Annotated in this window: 17 protein-coding genes; 11 read left to right on the forward strand and 6 right to left on the reverse strand. The window is 40.2% G+C overall.

The window, feature by feature from the left end; all coding sequences use genetic code 11:
• Window positions 1–622 precede the first annotated feature (622 nt).
• From trxB to infA, 6 genes are all read left to right on the forward strand, one after another.
• Window positions 623–1588 carry a thioredoxin-disulfide reductase gene (gene trxB, locus Q0V26_RS13190; RefSeq protein ID WP_297482262.1) on the forward strand — a complete coding sequence of 322 codons (966 nt, stop codon included), beginning with the start codon at window positions 623–625 and terminating at the stop codon, window positions 1586–1588.
• A 109-nt stretch (window positions 1589–1697) separates the two neighbouring features.
• The gene (gene cydD / locus Q0V26_RS13195; protein ID WP_297482264.1) at window positions 1698–3470 is read left to right on the forward strand and encodes a cysteine/glutathione ABC transporter permease/ATP-binding protein CydD; all 1773 of its coding nucleotides are present in this window, start codon (window positions 1698–1700) and stop codon (window positions 3468–3470) included.
• Window positions 3463–5187 carry a cysteine/glutathione ABC transporter ATP-binding protein/permease CydC gene (cydC, locus tag Q0V26_RS13200; protein WP_297482267.1) on the forward strand — a complete coding sequence of 575 codons (1725 nt, stop codon included), beginning with the start codon at window positions 3463–3465 and terminating at the stop codon, window positions 5185–5187. The genes cydD and cydC overlap by 8 nt, the downstream gene beginning before the upstream one ends.
• 127 nt (window positions 5188–5314) lie before the next feature.
• Entirely contained in the window at window positions 5315–6019 is a 705-nt protein-coding gene (aat, locus tag Q0V26_RS13205) for a leucyl/phenylalanyl-tRNA--protein transferase (RefSeq protein WP_297482270.1), read from the forward strand.
• 11 nt (window positions 6020–6030) lie between these two features.
• On the forward strand, window positions 6031–6723 hold the full coding sequence (locus Q0V26_RS13210; protein WP_297482272.1) for an arginyltransferase: 693 nt from the start codon (window positions 6031–6033) through the stop codon (window positions 6721–6723).
• Between the two features lie 217 nt (window positions 6724–6940).
• Window positions 6941–7159, forward strand: coding sequence for a translation initiation factor IF-1 (infA, locus tag Q0V26_RS13215; RefSeq protein WP_005368778.1), 219 nt, complete (start codon window positions 6941–6943; stop codon window positions 7157–7159).
• A gap of 161 nt (window positions 7160–7320) precedes the next feature.
• On the opposite strand, the gene clpA is transcribed toward infA, so the two are convergent.
• A complete protein-coding gene (gene clpA / locus Q0V26_RS13220; protein WP_297482304.1) occupies window positions 7321–9591 on the reverse strand; it encodes an ATP-dependent Clp protease ATP-binding subunit ClpA in 2271 nt (756 codons plus the stop codon).
• Window positions 9592–9639: 48 nt separating this feature from the next.
• On the reverse strand, window positions 9640–9960 hold the full coding sequence (clpS, locus tag Q0V26_RS13225) for an ATP-dependent Clp protease adapter ClpS (protein ID WP_080157900.1): 321 nt from the start codon (window positions 9958–9960) through the stop codon (window positions 9640–9642).
• A gap of 220 nt (window positions 9961–10180) precedes the next feature.
• On the opposite strand from clpS, the gene cspD reads away from it, so the two are divergent.
• Window positions 10181–10402 carry a cold shock domain-containing protein CspD gene (cspD, locus tag Q0V26_RS13230; RefSeq protein ID WP_297482310.1) on the forward strand — a complete coding sequence of 74 codons (222 nt, stop codon included), beginning with the start codon at window positions 10181–10183 and terminating at the stop codon, window positions 10400–10402.
• A gap of 523 nt (window positions 10403–10925) precedes the next feature.
• On the opposite strand, the gene icd is transcribed toward cspD, so the two are convergent.
• Window positions 10926–12179: an NADP-dependent isocitrate dehydrogenase gene (gene icd, locus Q0V26_RS13235; RefSeq protein ID WP_297482313.1), complete on the reverse strand. Its 1254-nt coding sequence runs from the start codon at window positions 12177–12179 to the stop codon at window positions 10926–10928.
• A 143-nt stretch (window positions 12180–12322) separates the two neighbouring features.
• Here icd and Q0V26_RS13240 point away from each other — a divergent pair, with 143 nt between their 5' ends.
• The 4 genes from Q0V26_RS13240 to purB all read left to right on the forward strand — a co-directional run bounded on the left by Q0V26_RS13240 (window position 12323) and on the right by purB (window position 16539).
• On the forward strand, window positions 12323–12973 hold the full coding sequence (locus tag Q0V26_RS13240; RefSeq protein WP_297482315.1) for a pseudouridine synthase: 651 nt from the start codon (window positions 12323–12325) through the stop codon (window positions 12971–12973).
• A 362-nt stretch (window positions 12974–13335) separates the two neighbouring features.
• Complete coding sequence (gene mnmA, locus Q0V26_RS13245; protein WP_297482318.1) at window positions 13336–14451, forward strand: tRNA 2-thiouridine(34) synthase MnmA; 1116 nt, start codon at window positions 13336–13338, stop codon at window positions 14449–14451.
• A gap of 14 nt (window positions 14452–14465) precedes the next feature.
• Window positions 14466–15083: a high frequency lysogenization protein HflD gene (hflD, locus tag Q0V26_RS13250; RefSeq protein ID WP_297482321.1), complete on the forward strand. Its 618-nt coding sequence runs from the start codon at window positions 14466–14468 to the stop codon at window positions 15081–15083.
• An 88-nt stretch (window positions 15084–15171) separates the two neighbouring features.
• Window positions 15172–16539 (forward strand): adenylosuccinate lyase, encoded by a 1368-nt coding sequence (gene purB / locus Q0V26_RS13255; protein ID WP_297482324.1) that lies wholly within the window; start codon window positions 15172–15174, stop codon window positions 16537–16539.
• Between the two features lie 289 nt (window positions 16540–16828).
• Here purB and oppF read toward each other — a convergent pair whose 3' ends face one another.
• The 3 genes from oppF to oppC all read right to left on the reverse strand — a co-directional run bounded on the left by oppF (window position 16829) and on the right by oppC (window position 19845).
• Window positions 16829–17815, reverse strand: a complete 987-nt coding sequence (oppF, locus tag Q0V26_RS13260) for a murein tripeptide/oligopeptide ABC transporter ATP binding protein OppF (protein WP_297482327.1) — start codon at window positions 17813–17815, stop codon at window positions 16829–16831.
• Window positions 17816–17817: 2 nt separating this feature from the next.
• A complete protein-coding gene (locus tag Q0V26_RS13265) occupies window positions 17818–18780 on the reverse strand; it encodes an ABC transporter ATP-binding protein (protein ID WP_297482330.1) in 963 nt (320 codons plus the stop codon).
• Window positions 18781–18933: 153 nt separating this feature from the next.
• Complete coding sequence (oppC, locus tag Q0V26_RS13270) at window positions 18934–19845, reverse strand: oligopeptide ABC transporter permease OppC (protein WP_297482369.1); 912 nt, start codon at window positions 19843–19845, stop codon at window positions 18934–18936.
• Between the last annotated feature and the right edge of the window lie 8 nt (window positions 19846–19853).

Genomic DNA, 19853 nt, shown 5'->3' on the forward strand with positions numbered 1-19853 from the left:
CTTCCTTGCAAAAAAATATACTACATCTTATCTATTTTTAGAATCAAATACTCTACTAGTCAAACAATCTATAATAAATATCAGACGATCATGCTATTTAGTTACGATATTGTTGGGTTTCATTTCATACCGATGGCTATGACCCCCCCTTTAATATTCAAAGATATTACTAGAAGTAGCCCATCAAAAACAAATATTTAACTATGTTGTACCAAAACCAAACGGATTATCAAAGTAAATTAATCATATAGATACAAATACATTGACATAATTTAACAACTGCACGTTTTAATCATCTATCTACCTATCACAGCAATAGTTATACAATTATTATTCAAAAACTTAAAATCACATATATCGAGTATTTTCCTTAATTAAACTTGTGCTAGATCAAAAAATCACGATCTGACTTTTCACCTTTAACACTTCAAAAAAGCCTATTGCTACGGTATTTTTGTCGTCAATCTGACTTCTTTTTTTATGCAAATTGAAATGCTATTAAACGTTTGTCGCCTGAATTCAATAGGGCAAGTAAATAATTGATTGTCTTACATCCTCTTCCTTTACGACTGCAATTTACCTACAATCAGTCTTTCATAATATTATTCAGCCTGGAGAAAAAATGAGTAACGTAAAACATTGTGAACTACTCATCCTTGGTTCTGGACCAGCAGGTTATACAGCTGCTGTCTATGCTGCACGTGCAAACCTCTCACCAGTAATGATCACAGGTATGCAACAAGGTGGTCAACTCACGACTACCACTGAAATCGAAAACTGGCCAGGTGATGCTGATGAACTAACCGGTCCAGCACTTATGGACCGCATGAAAGCACATGCTGAGAAATTTGAGACTGAAATTATCACTGACTTTATTAGTGAAACTGATTTCAGCCAGCGCCCTTTCCGCTTAAAAGGCGAAAACAGTGAATATACCTGTGATGCGCTTATTATCTCAACTGGCGCTTCTGCAAAATACATTGGTTTAGACTCAGAAGAAGCATTTAAAGGCCGTGGCGTATCTGCTTGTGCGACTTGTGATGGTTTCTTCTACCGTAACCAGAAAGTTGCCGTTATCGGTGGCGGTAACACCGCTGTTGAAGAAGCATTATATCTCTCAAATATTGCCGCAGAAGTACACCTTGTTCACCGCCGTGATAGCTTCCGTTCTGAGAAAATCTTAATCAACCGCCTGATGGACAAAGTGGCGAATGGCAATATCATTTTACACACGGATCGTACGCTTGATGAAGTCTTAGGCGACGACATGGGTGTAACAGGTTTACGTCTTAAAGATACTCAATCAGATGCAACTGAAGAACTTGATGTAATGGGGGTGTTTATTGCGATTGGCCACCAGCCTAATACTGCTATTTTCAATGATCAATTAGATATGGAAAATGGCTATATTAAAGTTCAGTCTGGTATCCACGGTAATGCCACTCAAACCAGTGTTGAAGGTATTTTTGCAGCGGGTGATGTTATGGATCATAGCTACCGTCAAGCCATCACTTCTGCGGGAACTGGCTGTATGGCCGCCTTGGATGCTGAGCGTTACTTAGACGCACTCGCTAATCAAAATAAGTAACATCAAGTCACTGTTTATAAAGCAGCTTTTTTCCTTACAGTAACATCTATCTCAATGGATGTTACTGTAAGAGCATTTACCATAAATACCGTAATGAAACCTTATTTATATGGATAAACAATTACAACGCGATTTGACCAAATGGTTAAAATCCCAAAGTAAACTCGCCAAACGTTGGATGATGTTCAGCATTAGCCTAGGGTTTATTTCGGGATTATTGCTTGTCGGGCAAGCGGCTTTATTAGCCAATATTTTGCATCAACTGATCATGGAACATACCGATAAATACCAGCTTGTTAATCAGTTTGTTGGTCTTATTGTTATCGTTGGTTTACGTGCATTATGTAGCTGGGGACGAGAAATTTGTGGTTATCGCTGTGGTGAACAAATTCGACTCCATATTCGTCAACTGATTCTCAACCGTTTACAAAACCTTGGGCCTGCTTATATAAAGGGCAAACCTGCTGGTGTATGGGCAAGTTTAGTGCTTGAGCAAGTCGAAGAAATGCAAGATTTCTTTGCTCGTTATCTGCCACAAATGTCACTCGCAGTATTAATTCCGGTGGTTATTTTAGTGGTGGTATTCCCACTAAACTGGGCTGCTGGTTTAATCTTCCTCATTACTGCGCCGTTAGTGCCGTTTTTTATGGCATTAGTGGGTTTAGGTGCAGCAGATGCTAACCGTCGTAATTTTAAGGCGTTACAGCGTTTATCCGGTCATTTCTATGATCGTTTACAAGGCTTATCAACTCTACGGTTATTTAATCGCGTTGATACTGAAGCTGAAAATTTGAATGCGGCTTCTCATGTATTACGTAAACGCACCATGGAAGTACTACGACTCGCCTTTTTATCATCAGCGGTATTAGAATTTTTCTCGGCAATTTCAGTTGCTATTGTCGCAGTGTATTTTGGTTTCGCTTTCATTGGCGAACTTAATTTCGGTAACTATGGTATTCCTGTATCACTCTTTACTGGCTTATTTGTATTAGTGCTCGCACCTGAGTTTTATCAACCACTGCGTGATCTAGGTACGTTCTACCATGCTAAAGCGCAAGCCATTGGTGCGGCTGAATCAATTGTTGAATTTTTAAACATTGAAGCGGATGAAATGAGTCACGGTGATACAGCATTACCTCATCCTGATGCGATTCACATCACCGTAACTGATCTTGAGGTGCTGAGTCCTGAAGGTCAAATATTGGCAGGCCCACTGAGCTTTACCATTAATACCAAAGAACATGTGGCGTTAATTGGTCCAAGCGGTGCAGGTAAAACCAGTTTACTCAATGCTCTACTTGGCTTTTTACCTTATCGTGGCAGTATCAAAATAAATGATGTTGAACTCAATCAACTTAAGCATGATCAATGGCGTCAGGCTATCAGTTGGGTTGGTCAGAATCCATTATTAGTCCATGGTTCTGTACGAGATAATATTACGCTTGGTAATCCAAGTGCCAGTAATAGCGATGTCGACCAAGTTGCTCGCCAAGCCTATGCTGATGAATTTATTCAACGTTTAGAAAAAGGCTATCAACATCATGTTGGTGACCGTTCGGGTGGTTTGTCTGTAGGTCAAGCACAGCGTATTGCTGTTGCGCGAGCAATGTTACAAAACGGCGCTTTTTGGCTACTTGATGAACCCACAGCAAGTCTTGATGCTAACAGTGAACGTTTAGTGCTAGAAAGTTTGGCTATGGCGGTTACTGATCGCACCACACTAATGGTGAGTCACCGTCTAGATCAACTGCATGCTATGGACCGCATTCTGGTTATGGATAACGGTAAATTAGTTCAAAATGGGGCTTTTGATACCATTAGTCATCAAGGTTTATTAGCTGACATGCTCACATCTACTGATAAGAGGGATCTCGATGCGTAATTTAATCCCTTACCTTAAACTCTACCGTAAACACTGGTTTGGTTTAACCTTAGGCATGATTTTAGGATTATTGACACTATTATCAGCCATCAGTCTATTAACGTTATCCGGTTGGTTCATTGCCGCTTCTGCCGTGGCTGGTCTAACCCTGATTAGTAGCCAAGCGTTCAATTACATGGTGCCAGGTGCTGGCGTACGTGGCTTTTCTATGGCACGTACAGCAGGACGGTGGGCAGAACGGGTTGTTAGTCATAACGCGACCTTTAAACTACTCGCTGATTTACGGTTATTCTTTTTTCGAAAACTGACACCATTGATTCCAGGTCGTCATGCAAATTTACGTGATGCCGACTTACTTAATCGCTTAGTGGCAGATGTTGATGCAATGGATCACGTCTATCTGCGTTTAGTTAGCCCACTGATTATCGGTGTGCTAGGCATTGTTATTGTGACGGGCTTTTTAGCTTGGTTTGATCCCACTATTGGTTTTACTCTTGGTGGCATCTTATTAGCATTAATGATTATTTTACCGATTGTTTTTTATCGTTTAGGTAAGCGCAATGGTGAAACATTAACTCACGCTAAAGCAAACTACCGCATTACGTTATTAGATTGGATTCAAGGTCACGCTGAATTATTGCTGTTTAATGCAGAAGAACGTTACCGTCAACAAGCAGAAGCAGAACAAGATAAATTACTTGATGCTCAGCGAAAAATGGCAGGGTTAACCGGTATTGCTAATGGCTTATTAATGGCAGCTACAGGCTGGACGTTAGTGATTATCCTGTGGATTGCAGCCAACGGTATTGCAGGTCATGCACCCGATCCTTTTGTAGCAATGGTGGCTTTTACTACCATGGCAAGTTTTGAAATGATGATGCCAGTGGCGGGTGCATTTCAGTATTTAGGCCAAACATTATCATCGGCAAAGCGTCTTAATGAAATTATTGAAGCAACGCCTGATACTGTGTTTGATCCTCAAGGTTATAACGCAGTAGCCCGTGGTGATATTTGTTTTAATGACATCAGCTACACCTATTACGGCAGTGATAAACCCGTTGTTAAACACTTATCACTGAATATTAAGCAAGGTGAAAAATTAGCCTTACTTGGCCGTACAGGTTGTGGTAAATCAACTTTATTACAATTACTCACCCGCAGCTGGGATCCACAACAAGGATCGATTGCCATTGATGGTGTACCACTGCCAACATGGAGTGAACCTGCATTACGTAATGCCATTACGGTTGTTAGCCAACGCGTCGATATATTTAATGGCTCACTACGTGAAAACCTTGTCTTAGCTAAACCAAATGCGACTGAGCAACAATTTGTGGATGTACTCAATAAAGTCGGTTTAAGCAGTCTGCTTGATGACAATGGTTTAGATACATGGCTTGGTGACGGTGGTCGTCATATTTCCGGTGGTGAACGTCGTCGAATCGGTATTGCCCGCGCATTACTTCATGATGCTCCAATTCTGTTATTAGATGAACCGACCGAAGGGCTTGATCGTCGAACTGAGCAGCAAATATTACGTTTATTGCTTGAATTTGCCAAAGACAAAACAGTGTTATTTATTACTCACCGTTTAGTTGGGCTCGATAGCATGGATCAAATTTGCTTAATGGATGAAGGTGAGATCATTGAACGCGGTCAGCATCAACAATTGCTGGCTCAAAATGGTCGTTATGCTGAATTATGTCACCGAATTTAATCAAGCATTAACCCTCTAAAACGCAGTTAACGCCAATAATCCCCGCTGATTATTGGCGTTTTTTTTATCCGTCGTTAAATGTTATATTGCCATTAGTAGCCTTTGACTTGCATGTTGTTGATAATAAATGACGATTTATATACCTGAAATTGATCCTTCATCATTACTATTTCCAGATCCAACAACAGCCCTTACTGATCCTAATGGATTACTGGCTTTTGGTGGTGATCTTAGCCCACAACGTTTACGTCAAGCTTACCGTCACGGCATTTTTCCATGGTATTCACAAGGCGAACCTATTTTATGGTGGAGCCCCACTCCGCGGGGGATCTTTATTCCACAACAATTTACTCCCAGTAAAAGCGTACGCAAATTTATGCGAAAAACCCCTTATACCATTACCTTAAATCAGGCCTGTCACGCGGTGATCCGTCAATGCGCAGAGTCTCGTGGTCCTGAACACACATGGATCACTGAAGCAATGATTGCGGCTTATCAGAAATTACATGATGAGGGTGACTGTCACTCGGTAGAAGTATGGCAAGATCAGCAATTAGTCGGTGGCTTTTACGGGGTTGCCGTAGGGAGTGTTTTTTGTGGTGAATCAATGTTTTCTGTTGCTGATAACGCCTCAAAAATTGCGTTATGGTATTTCTGTCACCATTTTTCAAGCCACGGTGGTACTCTCATTGATTGCCAAATGATGAATCCCCATCTAGCCTCTTTAGGTGCCCGTGAATTAAACCGCCCTGCTTTTCTAACGCAATTGCATCAACAACGAGATAGTACCTTACCCACTACCTGCTATCACCCTCAAACTTTAGTATTATAAATGAATTGATGATGAAAGAATTATCCTTACAACTAGGTCTTACACCTGAAAGTGACTGTAATTACTTACCACAACAACGTGATCAACTTGGTGTTGTAATGGATCAACCGTGGCTAAACCCAAATGGCTATGATCTATTAATTAGCTCTGGTTATCGCCGTAGCGGTAGTGTTATTTATAAACCAATGTGTAAAAGCTGTAATGCTTGTACTCCGTTGCGGATTAATTGCACCGAGTTCACCCCCTCTAAGAGCCAAAAGCGGCAACAAAACCAACTCAAAAAGCTACAATGGGAATTTAAACAACAATTAGATCCCGATTGGTTTGCACTCTATGAACGTTATATTACAGCTCGTCATGCTAGTGGCTCAATGTTTCCAGCCAATAAAGAACAATTTTTTGACTTTATTAGTGCGCCATGGATGAACACTGCGTTCTTACATCTCTATCAAGATAATCAATTAATTGCGGTCGCGATTACCGATGTATTTCCTGATTCACTCAGTGCGGTATATAGCTTTTTTGAGCCTGAACATAAATTATCATTAGGGACATTATGTGTCCTATTGCAAATTGAAGTTTGCAATCAAACACAGCGTCAGTGGCTCTACCCTGGCTATCAAATCGATCAATGCCGAGAGATGAATTACAAAATACGTTTTGTGCCACATCAAAAATTAATCAATGGTGAATGGATTACTTAGTTATTATAAAAAAATCAAAGCGGTCAAAATAACCGCAACAATGACTTATTTACATCACCTTTTGTTAATTAGCTGAGAAAAAATGGATTAATCGCGAACAAAAGCTGACAAAAACAGCTAGCAAGGGTAAAATTACGTCCTAAACTTTACACTCAAACAGTTTCAAGGCATTATCCAGCCCGATCAAGATGAATGGCTGGTAGCCTAAGAGGATTCAATGGCAAAAGAAGACGTAATTGAAATGGCTGGTACTGTACTAGATACACTACCAAATACTATGTTCCGTGTTGAGCTGGAAAACGGTCACGTTGTTACTGCTCACATCTCTGGTAAGATGCGTAAAAACTACATCCGTATCCTTACTGGTGACAAAGTAACAGTGGAACTGACGCCTTACGACCTAACTAAAGGTCGCATCGTCTTCCGCGCACGTTAATCTTTCTCTAAAAGATTAGTGCTGCAAATAAAACCCAGCCTGTTTGCTGGGTTTTATTTTAGCGGATGATAATCACAAGTAGTCATAACATAAAAACGCCGCAGATAGTTGTTACTACCTACGGCGTTTTTGCTTATGTAAAATACACTAACAAGATTTTATTAGTGGGCAGCTTCCATCTCACTACTGAATTGGAAATCTAGTTCACCATTAATGTAATCAACGCGTACTGAACCACCATTAACTAATGAACCAAACAACAATTCATTGGCAAGTGGTTTTTTAAGGTTCTCTTGAATCACACGCGCCATTGGACGTGCGCCCATAGCCTTGTCATAGCCTTTATTTGACATCCACTCACGTGCACGCTCAGAGACTTCCATTGAGACACCACGCGCATCTAGCTGTGCTTGCAGTTCGACAATAAACTTATCGACCACTTGACCAATAATGTCTTTTTCTAAGTGGTTAAACCAAATGATATTATCAAGACGATTACGAAATTCTGGTGTAAATACACGTTTGATCTCTGCCATCGCATCATGGCTATGATCTTGCTGAATAAGACCAATCGATTTACGTACTGTTTCCGTCACACCGGCGTTAGTTGTCATCACAAAAATAACATTACGAAAATCAGCCTTACGACCATTATTATCAGTAAGGGTACCGTTATCCATTATTTGTAATAGCAAATTAAACACATCAGGGTGTGCTTTTTCAATTTCATCGAGCAAGACAACTGAGTGAGGATTTTTAATTACTGCATCAGTTAATAAACCACCTTGGTCATAACCGACATAACCAGGAGGTGCACCAATTAAACGACTCACTGTATGACGTTCCATGTACTCAGACATATCAAAACGCAATAGCTCAATACCCATCGTACGCGCTAACTGTACCGTTACTTCTGTTTTACCAACACCTGTTGGGCCAGCAAATAAGAATGAACCAACCGGTTTATTATCAGCACTGAGTCCTGCACGACTTAGTTTGATCGCTTCTGTTAATACATCAATCGCACTATCTTGGCCAAAGACCAACATTTTCAATCTTTTATCAAGGCTTTGCAGTACATCACGATCACTGCTTGAAATTGACTTCTCAGGAATACGTGCCATTTTAGCGATCATCGCTTCAATATCACCGACATTGACTGTTTTTTTACGGCGGCTGGCTGGTGCTAAACGACAACGCGCCCCCGCTTCATCAATCACATCAATCGCTTTATCGGGTAAATGACGCTCATTAATATATTTTGCAGATAACTCAACCGCAGCACGAATCGCTTTATTGGTAAAACGAACTTCATGGTGCGCTTCATATTTTGATTTCAAGCCCATCAAAATTTTAGTGGTGTCGTCTAATGAAGGCTCAACAACATCAATTTTTTGGAAACGACGCGACAATGCACGCTCTTTCTCAAAAATATTGCTGTATTCTTGATAGGTTGTTGACCCCATGCAACGAAGCTTACCACTACTTAATAATGGCTTGAGTAAATTAGCCGCATCCACTTGACCACCAGATGCTGCACCCGCGCCAATAATGGTATGGATTTCATCAATAAATAAAATCGCATGTTCTTCTTTTTCAAGCTGCTTCAAAATGCCTTTAAAACGCTTCTCAAAATCACCACGGTACTTAGTACCCGCTAATAATGAACCAATATCAAGCGAATAAATTACACAGTCTTGAATAATTTCAGGCACTTGTCCTTCAACAATTCGCCATGCAAGGCCTTCAGCAATAGCCGTTTTACCGACGCCCGCTTCACCCACTAATAGCGGATTATTTTTACGACGACGGCAAAGCACTTGTACAGTACGCTCAAGTTCTTTATCTCGGCCAATCAGAGGATCAATACCACCCGATTTGGCAAGTTGATTGAGGTTTGTGGCAAAATTCTCAAGTTTATCTTCTGAGCTTGCTTGTTCGGTACGTTGTTCTTCGTTATTGCCTATCTCTGACGGATTTACATCATCATTATCACTGCCTTTCACAGTGCCATGAGAAATAAAATTCACCACATCAAGACGACTAATATCACTTTTTTTAAGCAAGTATGCTGCATGTGATTCTTGCTCACTAAAAATCGCAACCAATACATTCGCACCAGTCACTTCATTACGGCCAGAAGATTGAACATGGAACACTGCACGTTGTAACACTCGTTGAAAACTCAATGTGGGCTGGGTTTCTCGGCTCTCGTCATCCACTGGAATTAAGGGTGTTGTTTGTTCAATAAAAGAATCTAGCTCTTTACGTAACAGGTCAAGATCAGCACGACACGCTAATAACGCCTCTTGTGTGGCGACATTATCTAACAGTGCCATCAATAAATGTTCTACCGTCATAAACTCATGACGCTTTTCCCTTGCTCGTGCAAATGCACCGTTTAAGCTTGCTTCAAGTTCTTTATTTAGCATAAGGCACCTCCCCCTAAAAACCACTCAATATGGCGTGCCGGAAAAAGATTATGCTTTTTCCATCGTACACAATAACGGGTGTTCATTTTCCCGCGCGTACATCATTACTTGCGCAACTTTAGTTTCTGCTACTTCGGCTGTGAAAGTGCCACAAATGGCTTTACCTTCATAATGCACCGCAAGCATCAACTGAGAAGCTTTCTCCAGATCCATGGAAAAAAATGTTTGTAACACATCAATCACAAAATCCATCGGTGTATAGTCATCATTATTTAGTACTACTTTATACATCGATGGCGGCTTAACTTGGATTTCTTCTTTATCTAATACATCAGATTCAGGATTCATCCATTCATATAACTTACTCATAGTTTTATCTTAGTTCATTAATTCGAGAGCTGGCTATAGCCAAGTTAATAAAAGATTTTATCTAAATGTTACAAACAACACTTGACTGACTAGTTAATTTTACTACATTGTAAATTATAGTAGATATAATCTGCATCAAACTCGCATTAGTATGCAATCAGACATTACTCGATGAGCAACTAATGTCAAACGGAACTTGAATGCAAAAAGGATGTATAGCATGGCAACAGGTACAGTGAAATGGTTCAATAACGCCAAAGGATTTGGTTTCATCTGCCCAGAAGAAGGTGAGGATGATATTTTTGCTCACTATTCAACAATTCAGATGGATGGTTACCGAACACTCAAGGCTGGTCAGCAAGTAAACTACGAAGTTCAAACAGGCCCTAAAGGTTACCATGCCAGTGCTATTACTCCCGCACAAGGCGATGAAGCCAAATAAGCAGATGTCGTATTAATTGCACATTAAGAGGTGAGTTATCTCACCTTTTATTTGTTAACTCGAAACCAAAACTTTAACCGCTGATACAATATACCAATAACACTTCGACTTCGACAGTCATCTGTTGCTATTAATCTTTTGTATATGTTTTTATGCTGAAAAATCGAACAATTACGTAAAGTTACCGTTTTTTACTCCTTATTTATATTGAATAAAACACGCATGAAAATACAGCATTGATTCTAGTATTAAAAACAAGAACAAAACCACATAATATTTAACAAAACAGACACATTAACGGTGTTTCATTTCTATCCTATGCTAATATTAGTTAACTTCCAATACTGATAAACGTCTCTTACTCTCTGTTTGAGAGTTAGCGCACGAGAGTATGATACATGTAATCACATTGTCGACAGCCTATTGGCATAATACTCTATACATCTCATCAATAGCATAATATTACCGTTATAAAAAAGCCCAGCCAATGCTGAGCCTTATGTGTTTTAAACTGCGGTAATGGTTACATTTGCTCAATCATATCATCAGCAAATTCTGAACATTTACGTAAGTTAGCGCCATCCATTAGACGTTCAAAATCATAGGTTACGGTCTTATTACTGATCGCCGCTTCCATTGAACTAATAATCAAATCAGCCGCTTCTGTCCAACCCATATGACGTAACATCATTTCAGCAGAAAGAATCAATGAACCAGGGTTAACTTTATCTTGGCCCGCATATTTAGGTGCCGTGCCGTGCGTTGCTTCAAATAAAGCCACACCATCACCAATGTTAGCACCTGGAGCAATACCAATACCGCCCACTTGAGCAGCTAAAGCATCCGAAATGTAATCACCATTTAAGTTCATAGTGGCAATAACATCGTACTCTTCAGGGCGCAGTAAAATCTGTTGTAAGAAAGCATCGGCAATACAATCTTTAATAACAATCTCTTTGCCCGTCTTTGGATTTTTTAATGTCATCCAAGGACCGCCATCTAGTAATTCTGCACCAAATTCTTGTAGAGCGACATCATAGCCCCAATCTTTAAATGCGCCTTCGGTAAATTTCATGATGTTACCTTTATGCACTAAGGTTAACGAATCACGATCATTATCAATGGTATATTGAATTGCTGCACGTACTAGACGTTTAGTTCCCGCTTCTGATACCGGTTTAATACCGATACCACATTGTTGTGGGAAACGAATTTTTGTTGCACCCATTTCTTGCTGTAAGAATTGAATGACTTTATCAGCTTCCGGTGTGCCCGCTTGGTATTCAACACCCGCATAAATATCTTCTGAATTTTCGCGGTAAATAACCATATCAGTTAATTGAGGACGTTTAACAGGACTTGGAACACCATCAAAATAGCGAACAGGTCGAACACAAATATAGAGATCAAGTTCTTGACGTAATGCGACGTTAAGAGAACGAATACCGCCACCAACAGGGGTTGTTAGTGGACCTTTAATAGCAACTTTGTATTCACGAATAAAATCAAGAGTTTCTTGTGGAAGCCATGCGTCATCACCGTAAACTTGGGTTGATTTCTCACCGGTGTAGATTTCCATCCACTCAATTTTTCGATCGCCGGCGTACGCTTTTTTAACTGCGGCATCAACAACTTTAATCATTGCTGGACTTACATCGATCCCGATACCGTCACCTTCAATGTACGGAATAATCGGGGTATTAGGAACAACCAATTTACCTTCAGCATCTACTGTGATTTTCTGACCAGCTGTCGGTATAATTACTTTACTATCCATTTTAAATCTCCTAGCATCCATTTGTTATCATTTTGTAAGAAGCGAGCAAATCATACTTTAAATTTTATCAATACGTCAATTGTGTAATTTTTCACGTATAATAAGCCTGTCCAACTCATCAACTCTTACAACAACGCGTATTTATGAAGCCAAACACTACAAATCGTCAACCTCTTCGTGCCAATAATGAGCGTCGAGCGTCAAGAAAAATAAATAAACCCAAGCGTCCTCGTGGCCCACAAAAAGTCATTTTATTTAACAAACCTTATAACACTTTGACTCAGTTCTCAGGTGAACCAGATGACAGTACTTTAGCGGATTTCATTCCAGTAAAAGATGTTTACCCAGCAGGTCGATTGGATAAAGACAGTGAAGGGTTATTAGTACTAACCAATGACGGTATTTTGCAAGCACGATTAACCCAACCACAATCAAAACAAGCCAAAGTTTATTGGGTACAAGTTGAAGGAGTACCAGCAGCTGAAGATTTACAGCAATTACGTGATGGCGTGACATTAAAAGATGGCCCAACACTACCCGCTGGCGTTGAAATAATCGAATCACCACAAATATGGGATCGTACCCCTCCTATTCGTGAACGTAAAAATATTCCAACAACATGGCTTGCTATTACGCTACGTGAAGGTCGTAATCGCCAAGTGCGTCGTATGACAGCACATATCGGTTTTCCAACATTACGTTTAATTCGTTATCAAATGGCGCAATGGACAGTGGCAGATTTAGCGCCGGGGGAATGGAAAGAAATTACGCTTCCAAGTCCAAATCTAGCGTAGTTTTCTGTTCATACTATTCGCGCTCTATGTCTGACATTGGAGCGCATTATTCCCTTCAATACCTGAAAACTATTTTCATCAACAAAAAACTACACATTTTCGATTACATCCACTATGATTGCGACAAATAGCAAACGTTTGCTATTTGATTTTATCAAGACAATAATAATAAAAAATAATGACTTTTTTTAATCTATACCTCCGTTTTTAAATGTTTTTTTCTATTGTCTTGAGTTTTATTTATTCCGTTATCATCATTAATCACTATTTATTGAAGTGTGATTCTGCTCTCGATCTGTTTCAGGCGCGGGGTTTCTGTTAGAATTACGCCCTTAACACTAAATTAGCGACAGTAGAGAAATATGTCTGATAACAGCCAAAAGAAAGTCATTGTCGGCATGTCCGGCGGCGTAGATTCATCGGTATCCGCTTACCTGCTCCTTCAACAAGGTTATCAAGTTGAAGGCCTGTTTATGAAAAACTGGGAAGAAGACGATAACGACGAATATTGCTCCGCTGCAGAAGATCTCGCTGATGCACAAGCGGTATGTGACAAACTTGGTATTACGCTGCATACCATTAACTTTGCAGCTGAATACTGGGATAACGTGTTTGAATACTTCCTTGCTGAATACAAAGCAGGCCGTACGCCAAACCCAGATATTCTGTGCAACAAAGAAATCAAATTTAAAGCCTTCCTCGAATTTGCAGATGAAGTGCTGGCAGCCGACTATATTGCAATGGGTCACTATACCCGTCGTAGTTTCCCAACCGTTGAAGGTGAAAAACCTCAAATGTTGCGCGGTGTCGATAACAACAAAGATCAAAGCTACTTCCTATACACATTAGGTTATGAGCAAATCGCACGCAGTTTATTCCCTGTTGGTGAGCTTGAAAAACCGGAAGTACGTCGTATTGCCGAAGAGCAAGGCTTGATCACAGCAAAGAAAAAAGATTCAACTGGCATTTGTTTTATTGGTGAGCGTAAATTTACTGAGTTTTTAGGTAAATACCTACCCGCTCAACCGGGCAAAATTGAAGTTGCAGATACAGGCCTTGTTATCGGTGAACATCAAGGCTTGATGTACCACACATTAGGTCAACGTAAAGGCTTACATATTGGTGGTCAAAAAGGCGGTAATGGCCTTGAAGATGCATGGTATGTCGTTGATAAAGATCTAGAGCGTAATGTGCTTATTGTGGGTCAAGGCAAAGATCATCCTCGTTTAAAATCAAACGGTTTGATTGCCTCTCAGTTGCATTGGGTTGATCGTCAACCTATTCGCGAGACAATGGCATGTACGGTAAAAACCCGTTACCGTCAGCAAGATCTTCCTTGTACTATCATTCCAATGGATGATGAAACTATTAAAGTGATTTTTGATGAGCCTCAAATTGCAGTAACACCTGGACAATCAGCTGTGTTCTATAGCGGTGAAATCTGTCTTGGTGGCGGCATTATTGAAGAGCGAATTTAAAGGAGTTTTTGCGCGTGGCTTACTCTATTTATGATCGAACGATTGCGTTTGCAGGCATGTGCCAAGCAGTCAAATTAGTTCAAGACGTTGCCCGTAATGGCAATTGTGACTCAGCAGCATTAAGCACGATGCTCAATAGCATTATGGCAACGGATCCAGCCAATACCATTGGTGTCTACGGCAGTGAAGCTGATCTACGCATCGGCTTAGAATCTATGGTGCGCGATATTGATGGTTCATCATCAGGTAGTGAAATAACCCGCTATCTTGTGGGAGTTATGGCGCTGGAACGTAAATTATCAGCTCGTCGTGACAGCATGGCACAATTAAGTGATCGTGTTGACACATTAAAGCGTCAAACGGTCCATTTTGAACTACTTGATGAACAAATGCTGAGTAATATTGCCAGTATTTATTTGGATATTATCAGTCCATTAGGACCTCGTATTCAAGTGTCTGGCACGCCTACACAATTACAATTGCCTCACGTTCAACACCGCGTTCGAGCATTATTACTTGCTGCTGTTCGTAGTGCTGTACTTTGGAGCCAAGTCGGTGGTAAACGCCGTCATTTATTATTTGGTCGTAAGCAAATGCTAGAACAAGCAAAAATTTTGCTCGCTCGAAACTAAGTTAACGCATTGCTAACTTCAATTCAGCCTGACAAATCAGGCTGAATATTAATTTTGTTTTAACCCTCATACAGCAGGAGAGATCAACATGGAACTGTCAGCACTGACAGCTGTTTCCCCAGTAGACGGCCGCTACGGAAGCAAAACAAGCGTATTACGCAGTATTTTTAGTGAGTTCGGTTTACTAAAATACCGTACTATCGTTGAGATCCGTTGGTTACAAAAATTAGCCGCTACTGATGCTATCGTGGAAGTTCCTGCATTCAGCGCTGAAGCAAATGCATTCTTAGATCGTATTGCAGCTGAGTTTAGTGAACAAGATGCGCTACGTATTAAAACGATTGAGCGTACAACAAACCACGATGTAAAAGCGGTTGAATACTTTCTAAAAGAAAAAGTAGCTGAATTACCTGAGCTCCATGCGGTTAATGAATTCATCCACTTTGCATGTACTTCAGAAGATATCAATAACCTTTCTCATGCGCTGATGCTGACTGAAGCTCGTGAAAAAGTCATGCTACCAGAAGTGCGTAACGTTATTGATGCGATTAAAGCGCTTGCGAATCAATTCCGTGATGTTCCAATGCTTACCCGTACTCACGGCCAGCCAGCTTCTCCATCAACAATGGGTAAAGAAATGGCAAACGTGGCGTACCGCATGGAGCGTCAATATAAGCAAATCGAAAACGTTGAAATTCTAGGTAAGATCAATGGTGCAGTAGGTAACTACAATGCTCATCTATCTGCTTACCCTGATATTGATTGGCACCAATACAGCGAAGAGTTTGTTACTGCGCTAGGGATTACATTCAACCCTTACACCACACAAATCGAACCGCATGATTACATTGCAGAATTATTTGATGCGTTTGCTCGCTTCAATACTATTTTACTTGATTTCGATCGTGACATTTGGGGTTATATTGCTTTAGGTCACTTTAAGCAAAAAACCATTGCTGGCGAAATTGGTTCTTCTACCATGCCACACAAAGTTAACCCAATCGATTTTGAAAACTCAGAGGGTAACCTTGGCCTAGCGAATGCTATCTTTGGTCACTTAGCACAGAAACTACCTGTTTCTCGCTGGCAGCGTGACCTAACAGACTCAACGGTTTTACGTAACCTAGGTGTCGGTTGTGGCTATGCAATCATTGCATACACATCAACACTTAAAGGTATTAGCAAACTTGAACTTAACCAAGAAGCTCTTGCTGCTGAGTTAGACCGTAACTGGGAAGTACTTGCAGAGCCAGTTCAAACAGTTATGCGTCGTTACGGCATCGAAAAACCTTATGAGAAGCTAAAAGAGTTAACTCGTGGTAAGCGTGTTGATGGCGAAGGTATGCGTACATTCATTGATGGTTTAGAATTACCTGAACATGAAAAAGCACGCCTTAAAATGTTAACTCCTGCTAACTACATTGGTGACGCAGTTAAATTAACAGATAAGCTATAACTCACTCTGTTATATTATAATTAATAAAATAAGGACATTATTAAATAATGTCCTTTTTTATTAACGCAGCAAAACATGTAACTTGTGATTACGAAGTATATAGCAAAACACTGCCTCACTACTCAGTATTCATATCAACACCAATGTACTGCAACACGATGAAATAATTGATATTACATGCTCAGTATTGGCTCACCATCATATTGCACTTCTGTTAACTCTCCGCCCTCTTTTCCGAAACAAGGGTAACACTCCGTAAATAATTGGATTGTTACTCATATTTTTACCCTTAAATTTGTAGGCACGAAACTTCATGTTGATGTGTACCTACTAACACAGGTTTTTCTTGGGCGCAGAGAGCAACAGCTTTAGGACAACGAGTACGAAACACACATCCCGATGGTGGATTCATTGGTGATGGTAAATCCCCCTCTAATAGCTCAATCTGCTTATTACGTTCTAATTCAGGATCAGGAACCGGGACTGCTGACATTAATGCTTTGGTATACGGGTGCTGAGGATTAGCAAATAAAGCTTTACTGTCCCCCATTTCAACCGCATGGCCTAAATACATCACAAGTACTCTATCAGAAATATGTTTTACGACCGATAAATCATGAGCAATGAAGATTAAACTTAATCCCATCTCTTTTTGTAATGATTTAAGCAAGTTCACTACCTGCGCTTGAATTGATACATCAAGTGCTGAAACAGGTTCATCACAAATAATCATCTTGGGTTTTAAGATTAGTGCTCGTGCAATACCAATTCGTTGGCATTGCCCACCAGAAAACTCATGTGGGTAACGGTTGATAACATTAGGTAATAACCCCACCTTGGTCATCATTGCTTGCACTTGTTGCTTTACTTCATCAGCACTTAATTGGCTATAAAATGCTTTTAATGGCTCGGCAATAATTTCACCAACCGTCATACGTGGATTTAGTGATGCTAATGGATCTTGGAAAATCATTTGAATCTGTTTACGTTTTTCACGTAAATCGCGGTGATTTAGCTTGGTTAGATCTTGTCCTAGCCATACTACTTGGCCTTCTGTCGCTTCAACCAATCCAATGATTGCTCGCGCAAATGTTGATTTACCACAACCCGATTCACCAACAACGCCTAACGTTTCACCTTCATAAACACTGACATTAATACCATCAACGGCTTTTAATTTGGTTGGTTGGCTCCAAGGCCATGCTGATTTAGACGCGATATTAAAATGAACTTTTAGATTGGTAATATCCAATAATACTTTCTTTTCCGTCGTCATTACTATGCTCCCATATCAGCAAAACAAGCGCGTAATCTGTCTTGTGCAAATGGCATTAATATTGGTGATTCTTGCTTACAACGCGGTAATACACGATGGCAACGCTCTTGATACGGACAGCCAACAGGCAAAGATAATAAGTTAGGTGGATTCCCCGGAATCGTTGGTAAATCATCACCTTCGGTATCTAAACGAGGAATCGCACGTAATAAGCCTTCGGTATAAGGATGGCTTGGGCGATAAAAAATATCATTAATATCACCATATTCCATCGTCCGTCCAGCATACATCACTAACACTTTGTCACAGCTGCCAGCAACCACACCAAGATCATGGGTGATCATAATGATCGAGGTATCAAAATCAGATTTAAGATCATTTAATAATGTCATAATCTGAGCTTGAACGGTTACATCAAGTGCTGTTGTCGGTTCATCAGCAATCAACAACTTAGGACGACATAATAACGCCATTGCAATCATAACCCGTTGACGCATACCACCAGAAAACTCATGGGGATACATAGTAATACGCTGACGTGCTTCTGGAATTTTAACCGCATCCAACATTCTTACCGATTCTTCAAAAGCTTGAGATCGGCTCATGCCTTTATGCAGCATCAGTACTTCCATTAACTGCTCACTGACTTTCATATAAGGATTTAATGACGTCATTGGATCTTGAAAAATCATCGCAATTTGTTCAGCACGAATACGGTTTAGTTCTTTTTCTGATAGATTTAAAATCTCACGCCCTTCAAATTTGGCGCTACCACTAATAATACCGTTCTTGGCTAATAAGCCCATAATAGCAAACACGGTTTGACTCTTACCTGAGCCCGATTCACCAACAATACCTAAGGTTTGACCTTGCTCTAATGAAAAATTAAGATCATTTACCGCAGTAACATTGCCATCTGGCGTGGTAAATTCTACTCGTAAATCTTTAATTTCTAACAAACTCATACTACTTCCTTGTTATCAACAATAAGCACCGTACATTCGCTTCGGTTATTATTTATTATCAAGTGAATGATATTGGCGATACCTACTTTATTAACGTTACTGTACGGTCCGATCACCGCTACTATGATTAATAAAATAGGTCGCTGCTTATTTTTATCTATCTTTAGGATCTAACGCGTCACGTAAACCATCACCGACATAGTTAAAACAAAATAATGTAATCACCATAAACCCAGCAGGAAATAATAACTGCCAAATAGCCACTTCCATCGTTTGTGAACCTTCATGCAATAATGCTCCCCAGCTCGTCATCGGCTCTTGTACGCCTAACCCAAGGAAACTTAAAAACGACTCAGTTAGAATCATTGCTGGCACAAGTAATGTTGAATACACAGCTACAATACCTAAAACATTCGGTACGATATGGCGAGTAATAATTCGCCAACGACTAACGCCACACACATGGGCTGCTTCAATGAACTCTTTACCTCGTAACGATAAAGTTTGACCACGCACAATTCGCGCCATATCAAGCCAAGAAATAGCGCCGATAGCGATAAAGATCAGCATAATATTACGACCAAAAAAGGTCACTAATACAATCACAAAAAACATAAATGGAATGGAGTACAGTATCTCTAAGATACGCATCATCACTCGGTCTGTTTTACCACCAATAAAGCCCGATGCAGCGCCATAAAGTGTGCCAATAACGACCGCAACTAAAGCGCCTAATAACCCCACCATTAGTGAAATACGACCACCAACTAATGTTCGAGTATAAAGATCACGTCCTAAACTATCAGTGCCAAAAAAGTGCCCTTCTACCCCTAATGATGGTGCAGCATGTAACGCATACCAATCGGTATCATCAAACGCATATTGACTCACCATCGGGCCAAAAATTACCGCTAGTGTAATCAAGCCTAAAATCACTAATGAAACCATTGCTGCTTTGTTACGCAAAAACCGTGAACGCGCGTCTTGCCATAAACTACGGCCTTCTATTTCAAGATTTTCTGAAAAATTTTCAAGCGCTTCAATATTATCTTTTTTTGTTAAAATCATAATTA

The sequence above is a fragment of the uncultured Photobacterium sp. genome, from assembly GCF_947039875.1.
Classification (GTDB): Bacteria; Pseudomonadota; Gammaproteobacteria; order Enterobacterales; family Vibrionaceae; genus Photobacterium.